This is a genomic window from Microvirga sp. Mcv34 (assembly GCF_024519725.1).
GTDB lineage: Bacteria > Pseudomonadota > Alphaproteobacteria > Rhizobiales > Beijerinckiaceae > Microvirga.
Genome location: NZ_JALJRK010000013.1, coordinates 92,329 through 98,857, shown reverse-complemented (window position 1 = coordinate 98,857; position 6,529 = coordinate 92,329). Strand labels below are relative to the sequence as shown.

Below are 6,529 nucleotides of genomic sequence, written 5' to 3'. Positions count from 1 at the left end.
CTAAGGTTCAAGCATCTGTCAAGAACGAAGTAAGAACATTGCACCACGCCACCACACCCTCGACGTCATGGCCGCACCTGTTGCGGCCACCCCCGTCTTCCAGCCACTGCAAAGGCGTGGGTGGCCGCAACAAGTGCGGCCATGACTTGGAGAGTGTCGTCCCCAGTGAGCGAAGCGTGGGAAGGGGATCCATGGCGCTGCACTTTGAGATGGCCGGAAAAGGCCGGCTAGGATGAGGGAGGGAAGACGACGAACAGGCGACTGGGCCCGGGGCCTTGGCCTTAGTCCTCATCCCGGTGCCGGAAAGGACTAGCCTCCGACAGCTCCTCGGCGGCGTCGGAGACGTAGAGACGTTCCTGCTCCAGGTAGTCCTGAACAGCTCGGCGGAGGGATGAATCGGCGATGTCGTGAGCCGATGAGGTGATCACGGGACGATATCCCCGGGCGAGCTTGTGCTCGCCCTGGGCTCCGGCTTCGACGCGGTCGAGGCCGCGCGCGATGGCGAACTCGATGGCCTGATAGTAGCAGACCTCGAAATGAAGGAAGGGATGGTCCTCGATGCAGCCCCAGTTGCGGCCGTAGAGGCGCCGGTCGCCGATGAAATTGATCGCGCCGGCGATATGGCGGCCGTTCCGCTTGGCCATCACGAGCAGGACCCGGTCGGCCATGCGCTCGCCGATGAGGGAGAAGAAGCGGCGGTTGAGATAGGGGCGGCCCCATTTGCGCGAACCGGTGTCCATGTAGAACGCGAAGAAGGCGTCCCAATGGGCTTCCGTGATCTCGCGGCCCGTCACCCATTCGACGGAGATACCGTTCGCCAGGGCATCCCGCCTCTCGCGCCGGATGGCCTTGCGCTTGCGGGAGGCCAGCGCCGCCAGGAAATCCTCGAAGTTTCCGTAATGGTCGTTGAACCAATGGAACTGCTGATCGTCCCGGCGCAGAAACCGTTCCGATGTCAGCGCCGCGAGGTCCGTTTCCTGCAGGAACGTCGCGTGGATGGAGGAGGCATTCGTCTGATCCCGAAGGGCGCGCAGTCCTGCGATCAGATAGGAGCGGATCTCTGCCGCTCGCGGGCCGTCCGGCACCAGGAGGCGGGGACCCGTCACCGGCGTGAACGGCACTGCGACCTGGAGCTTCGGATAATAGTGCCCGCCCGCCCGGGTATAGGCGTCCGCCCACGAATGGTCGAACACGTACTCGCCCATGGAATGGGACTTGAGATAGCAGGGGGCCGCGCCGAGGATCTTTCCGGCCTCATCCTCGAACAGCACGTGCAGAGGAGCCCAGCCCGTCTTCGCCCCCACGCAGCCTGAATCCTCCAAGGCGGAGAGGAAGGCATGGGACACGAACGGGTTGTACGGATCGTCGTCGCCCGCGCCCGATCCGAGGGCGCAGGCATCCCAATCGGCGGCGGCGACCGCGCCGAGACCTTGCGCAATTTTGACCTGGATCGTCACTGGGTGGAAGGATCTCGCCTTTGCGAACTAAGAGCTAAGCGCTTGGCGGGATCCTTGCAACCATTGCGGCAAAGCGTCAGGGGAGGAAGCCCTCGAAGACCATCTGGTCGGCGTGCTTCTCCGCGCGGGCGCGGTCTTCCGGATTGCGCACGGTCCAGGTCATGACGGGCAGGTGCCCCAGGAGCCGGCTCAGATGCGTCGAGGCGCAGGGAATGTCCTTCACGCGCCAGGACAGGAAGTGCGGCTGCGTCTCGGAGAAATGCAGCAGGTTCGCCATCCGGTGCTTCTGCTCGGCGGACAGGAAGCTGTCCGACTTAGAGGCGTATTCCAGCTCGCCGATGAACCCGCGCGTGATGGTCGGCGCGTTCTCGCGAAGATAGGCGACGATATCCGGGTCGAACGACTTCACGACGAAGGGGCCGTTGTAATCCGCCAGGATTTCGATGACCCGCTTGGTGAGCCGCATGTCGCCGTTGAACTTGCTCTTGACCTCGATCACCAGGGGCGTGCGCCCGGCGATCATGGCGAGATAGTCCTTGAACGACGGAATCTTGTCTCCGCCGATGGTGCCGGAGATGTCGATTCCGGTCAGAGCGGAGAGCTTGCGCTCGACCACCGGCCCGGTCTCGCCCGTGAGGCGGTCGAGCTCGAAATCGTGGAAGACGATGGCCTCGTTGTCGGCGGTCAGCTGGACGTCGAGCTCGATGGGGAAGCCGCGCGCGATGGCGGCTTCCGCGGCCGAGACCGTGTTCTCGATGATGCCGTTGGCTTTGTTGTGGAGGCCGCGATGGGCGATGGGCTTCGCGACGAGCCAGCTCGGGGTGCTCATTGGACTTCGAACATTCCTTCGACTTCGACGCAGGCATCGAGCGGCAGTTCCGCGACGCCGATGGTGGAGCGGGCGTGACGGCCCGCATCGCCCAGGACCTCGACCATGAGGTCGGAAGCACCGTTCATCACGGGGGCGAGCGCCGCGAAGGTCGGGACCGCATTGATGAAGCCGCCCAGGCGGACGCAGCGCGTGACCTTGTCGAGATCGCCGACGGCGGCCTTGAGCTGGGCGAGCAGGTTGATGGCGCACAGACGGGCCGCCTCCTGGCCGATCTCGGGCGAGATTTCCGCGCCGAGCTTGCCCTTGTGGGCGTCACCGAGCTTGCCGTCGAGACCGAGGCAGAGCTGCCCGGAAATGACGATCAGATTGCCGGTTCGAATGAACGGGACATAATTCGCAACCGGCGCGGCCGGTGTCGGAAGAGTGATACCCAAATCCTGAAGTTTCTTGTCGACTGCGCTCATGGAAGCCTCGTTCCGTGACATCATTCGGACGGATTAGTGGCGGATGAGCCGTAAGGACGCAAGCGGGAACATTGCCCTGTCCGCAAGAGGCTCCTATCTTGGCTGCCATTGGATCGGGAGTAGATATGCGGTTCCTCATTGTGGCCTCGGGTCTGTCCATCGCCTTGCTGGCGCCGGCTTCTGCAGAAACGGCGAAGCCTCCGGTTCAGCTCGTGCCTCATAGGGCCGTCTATGACCTCACCCTCCTGCGGGGCGGCAGCTCCAACGGTGTCGAGAACGCGAGGGGTCGCATCGCCATGGAATTCGGCGGCGATGCCTGCGAGGGATATACCCTCAAGTACCGACAGGTCACGATCCTCAACAGCAGCGAGACCGGCACGAACACCGTCGACATCCAGACCGCGACCTACGAGACGGGGGACGGCCGTTCCATGCATTTCAAGTCGACGTCGCTCCGGCAGGGCATGATCAAGGACGGCGAAGTGGATGGCGACGCCAAGCTCACGCCCCAGGGCAGCCTCAACGTCGATCTCAAGCAGCCGAAGCGAAAGGCCTTCGAGGCCAAGGGCGAGACCGTGTTTCCGACCGAGCACCTCAAGCGCCTCATCGAGGCCGGGCGGCGCGGGGACAGCACCCTGTCCGTGAAGGTCTATGACGGCTCGAACAAGGGCGACAAGGTCTACGACACGCTGGGCCTGATCGGCCGCAAGATCGAGGCCGGCACCGCGACGGCCTCGCTCGAAGAGGTGGCCCAGGGCGAGAAGCTCGCCTCGGTCGCGCGCTGGCCCGTGACGATCAGTTATTTCGAAGAAGGGAAGGCCGACCGGATGCCGGTCTATACGATCGCGTTCGAACTCTACGAGAACGGGGTCAGCCGCAACCTGAAGCTCGATTACGGCGATTTCGCCCTGAAGGGGGACCTGAAGAGCCTGGATGTCCAGGCGCCGAGCGCCTGCCAGCGCTGAAGCTTCGCATTCTTATTCGAAGCTTCAGGTTGCTCCCTCCGCATCTTTGCACGCAAAACCGGGTCCCACTTTTGCGTTCGATGCTCTCTAGGTTTTCCGCAGCACGATTCCCTTCTGGACTGCGTTCACGCCGAATTTGTCGCGGATCTTGTCGATGGCGGCTTCCATATGGGCCTGCCGCACGACGCTCTGATCCGCCAGATCGCCCTTGTCCGCATCGGCCGCATCGCAGAGATCGGCCGCTCCGATGCCGATGAGGCGGAAGGCCGTGCCGTCGCAGGAGGCCTTCAGAAGCTGCCGGGCCGGATCGAACAGGCGGGCGGCGAGCTGGGTCGGCGCCAAGCCTGATCGGGTGCGCGTCAGGAGCCGGAAATCCTTGTCCTTGAGCTTCAGGGTCACGCTCCGCCCGGCCAGGCCGGCGGCCTTGAGGCGGCGGGACACCTTCTCCGAGAGCCGCCACAGGATCGGCTCCAGGTCCTCGAAGGAGCGCAGGTCCGTCTCGAAGGTGGTTTCCGCCGAGACGCTCTTCGTCTCCCGCTCCGGGTTGACCGTCCGGCGGTCCTCGCCCCAGGCGAGCCGCGAGAGGCGCTGCGAATCGCGGCCGAGGGCCTCGAACAGGATCTTGAGGGGCACGTCGCGCAGATGGGCGATCTGCGTCACGCCAACCTTCGCGAGACGCGCCTGAGCCGAGGCGCCGATCCCCGGGATGATCGCGACCGGCTTGTCGGCCAGGAAATCCGCCGCCTCCTCCCGGCCGATGATCGAGAAGCCGCGCGGCTTGTGGAGGTCCGAGGCGATCTTCGCCAGGAACTTGTTGTAGGATAGGCCGACCGAGATGCTGATCCCGATCTCGGTTTCCACCTTGCGGGCGAAGCGAGCGAGGGTGAGGGCGGGGCTCCCGTGATGCAGCCTCTCGGTTCCCGTGAGGTCGAGAAAGGCCTCGTCGATGGAGACGGGCTCGACCAGCGGGGTCAGCTCCCGCATGAGCTGGCGCACCTCGCGCCCGGCCTTGCTGTACTTCTCCCCGTTGGGCTTGATCACCGTGGCATGGGGGCAGAGCTTGAGCGCCTGGAACATGGGCATGGCCGAGCGCACCCCGTAAGTGCGGGCGACGTAGCAGGCCGTGGATACGACCCCGCGCTTGCCGCCGCCGATGATGACCGGCTTGTCGGCGAGGCTGGGATCGTCGCGCTTTTCCACAGCCGCGAAGAAGGCGTCGCAATCCACATGGGCGATGGAGAGGCCGTCCCGTTCCTTGTGCCTCAGGAGGCGAGGGGAGCCGCAGACCGCGCATCGTTCCGCCAGCGGGCGGGCGGAAAGCGTCAGGCAGTCACGGCAGAAGGGGGCTTCGCTCATCGGCGGGGAGGATTATTCGAATTCGGAGGGCGAAAGGGTCCAATGAGCCTGGACGATGTGCTCCGGCTTGGTGTTCAACTCCTTGGCGAGCGCCAGCAGCAGGGGCTCGTCGGACACGACGTAATCCAGGATTCCGGCGAAGAAGCCGGGGGACGAGGCGGCCGAGCGGATCGTGTCGGGCCTCAGGCCGGACACCGCCAGGAAACGGCCGAGGCGCTCCTCGTCGCCCGTCAGAAAGGAAAAAGCTCCGAGTGCGACATTTTCGGCCTCCTCGCGGGTAACTCTTTTTAAGGGAGTGTTCATGCTGTCAATTTGCATTTCATCAATAGGTTTGGACCTAACTATACCATCAAATGAACCATTGGGCCGGTGAAGTACATCCGGAGCCCCGGGGAAAGCGGCCATGAAGAAGACTGTGCTCATCGTTGAGGACAACGAACTCAACATGAAGCTCTTCAACGACCTCCTCGAGGCCCACGGCTATGCGACCTTGAAGACCAGTCACGGGATCGAGGCCATGGAACTCGCCCGGGCCCACAAGCCCGACCTGATTCTCATGGACATCCAGCTGCCCGAGGTCTCCGGTCTCGAAGTGACCCGCTGGCTCAAGGCCGACGACGAGTTGAAGTCCATCCCGGTGATCGCCATCACGGCGTTCGCCATGAAAGGCGACGAGGAGCGGATCAGGGAGGGGGGCTGCGAGGCGTATATGTCGAAGCCGATCTCCGTTTCCAAGTTCATCGCGACCGTGAAAACCTACCTGGAAGCGGACTGAAAGCCTGCTCAACTGGGACGAATCCATGGCGGCGCGCAGGCCGAAACTTGAAGAGGCCAGGACATCTCCTTGAGATGTCTTGGCTTTAACTTTTTTGTGAAAATGCCGCTTTTCGGCCACATAGGAGCTTGCATCGCTCCATGTTTCCTATACGTTCAGCCTAAATTTCCGCCTTGGCGCATCATACGGAAAACAGGATCCGATTTTCCTAACTGAACGATGCGCTCATCAAGGATTGGAGCACCGGACGGATTCGGTCTTGGATCCGATGCTCTCAAGCGGAAGAAATGCCCTACGGATGCTCAGGTCCGCCGCATCTCCTGGGACTTCGTGGGCTCGGCCAGCCTGGGGGCAGATCGTTGCCTCCTCAACGCTGCTCCCGGCTGGCCACCAAATCCTTCCCATCATTCCTCGTCGAGGCGCCCAAGGGCGCCATTTTGTTGTTCCAGCAGCAATCCCATCATCGAATGAATGGCCCATCATCGAATGAATGGCGGGAGCGTTGGCCGAATCGGCTTGCGTTCCTACTTTAGCCAAGCTTGGCCGTCAGAAAACCTGTTCATGGCACAGGGCGGCTTTCAGGCCCGGTCCAGGCGGTGGTTCTCGAGCCGCCCCGCCAAAGCATCGGACGTGAGATCAACCTCACGCCGCTTCAACTTCTTGGTTTGACGCATCCATTG

7 protein-coding genes are annotated in these 6,529 nt (G+C 63.1%); 2 read left to right on the top strand and 5 right to left on the bottom strand.

Annotation, left to right across the window (positions count from 1 at the left end):
* Window positions 1-281: 281 nt before the first annotated feature.
* The 3 genes from OC446_RS10060 to OC446_RS10050 all read right to left on the bottom strand — a co-directional run bounded on the left by OC446_RS10060 (window position 282) and on the right by OC446_RS10050 (window position 2,753).
* Window positions 282-1,457 (bottom strand): GNAT family N-acetyltransferase, encoded by a 1,176-nt coding sequence (locus tag OC446_RS10060; protein WP_262028892.1) that lies wholly within the window; start codon window positions 1,455-1,457, stop codon window positions 282-284.
* Window positions 1,458-1,533: 76 nt separating this feature from the next.
* On the bottom strand, window positions 1,534-2,286 hold the full coding sequence (locus tag OC446_RS10055) for a glycerophosphodiester phosphodiesterase family protein (RefSeq protein WP_262028891.1): 753 nt from the start codon (window positions 2,284-2,286) through the stop codon (window positions 1,534-1,536).
* Window positions 2,283-2,753 carry a RidA family protein gene (locus tag OC446_RS10050; protein WP_262028890.1) on the bottom strand — a complete coding sequence of 157 codons (471 nt, stop codon included), beginning with the start codon at window positions 2,751-2,753 and terminating at the stop codon, window positions 2,283-2,285. The genes OC446_RS10055 and OC446_RS10050 overlap by 4 nt, the downstream gene beginning before the upstream one ends.
* 125 nt (window positions 2,754-2,878) lie before the next feature.
* Between OC446_RS10050 and OC446_RS10045 the strand changes: the two genes are divergently transcribed.
* Complete coding sequence (locus OC446_RS10045; protein ID WP_262028889.1) at window positions 2,879-3,718, top strand: cell envelope integrity EipB family protein; 840 nt, start codon at window positions 2,879-2,881, stop codon at window positions 3,716-3,718.
* A gap of 87 nt (window positions 3,719-3,805) precedes the next feature.
* Here OC446_RS10045 and OC446_RS10040 read toward each other — a convergent pair whose 3' ends face one another.
* Entirely contained in the window at window positions 3,806-5,074 is a 1,269-nt protein-coding gene (locus OC446_RS10040; protein ID WP_262028888.1) for a DNA polymerase IV, read from the bottom strand.
* Between the two features lie 12 nt (window positions 5,075-5,086).
* Entirely contained in the window at window positions 5,087-5,377 is a 291-nt protein-coding gene (locus OC446_RS10035) for a DUF3572 domain-containing protein (RefSeq protein ID WP_262028887.1), read from the bottom strand.
* A 100-nt stretch (window positions 5,378-5,477) separates the two neighbouring features.
* Here OC446_RS10035 and OC446_RS10030 point away from each other — a divergent pair, with 100 nt between their 5' ends.
* Window positions 5,478-5,849 carry a response regulator gene (locus OC446_RS10030; protein ID WP_181052661.1) on the top strand — a complete coding sequence of 124 codons (372 nt, stop codon included), beginning with the start codon at window positions 5,478-5,480 and terminating at the stop codon, window positions 5,847-5,849.
* Window positions 5,850-6,529: the final 680 nt, after the last annotated feature.

What these genes read in the sequence shown, in the direction of transcription:
- OC446_RS10050 (WP_262028890.1), bottom strand. Translation starts at nt 2,753, where the DNA reads ATGAGCGCAGTCGACAAGAAACTTCAGGATTTGGGTATCACTCTTCCG.
- OC446_RS10055 (WP_262028891.1), bottom strand. Translation starts at nt 2,286, where the DNA reads ATGAGCACCCCGAGCTGGCTCGTCGCGAAGCCCATCGCCCATCGCGGC.
- OC446_RS10040 (WP_262028888.1), bottom strand. Translation starts at nt 5,074, where the DNA reads ATGAGCGAAGCCCCCTTCTGCCGTGACTGCCTGACGCTTTCCGCCCGC.
- OC446_RS10045 (WP_262028889.1), top strand. Translation starts at nt 2,879, where the DNA reads ATGCGGTTCCTCATTGTGGCCTCGGGTCTGTCCATCGCCTTGCTGGCG.
- OC446_RS10030 (WP_181052661.1), top strand. Translation starts at nt 5,478, where the DNA reads ATGAAGAAGACTGTGCTCATCGTTGAGGACAACGAACTCAACATGAAG.
- OC446_RS10035 (WP_262028887.1), bottom strand. Translation starts at nt 5,377, where the DNA reads ATGAACACTCCCTTAAAAAGAGTTACCCGCGAGGAGGCCGAAAATGTC.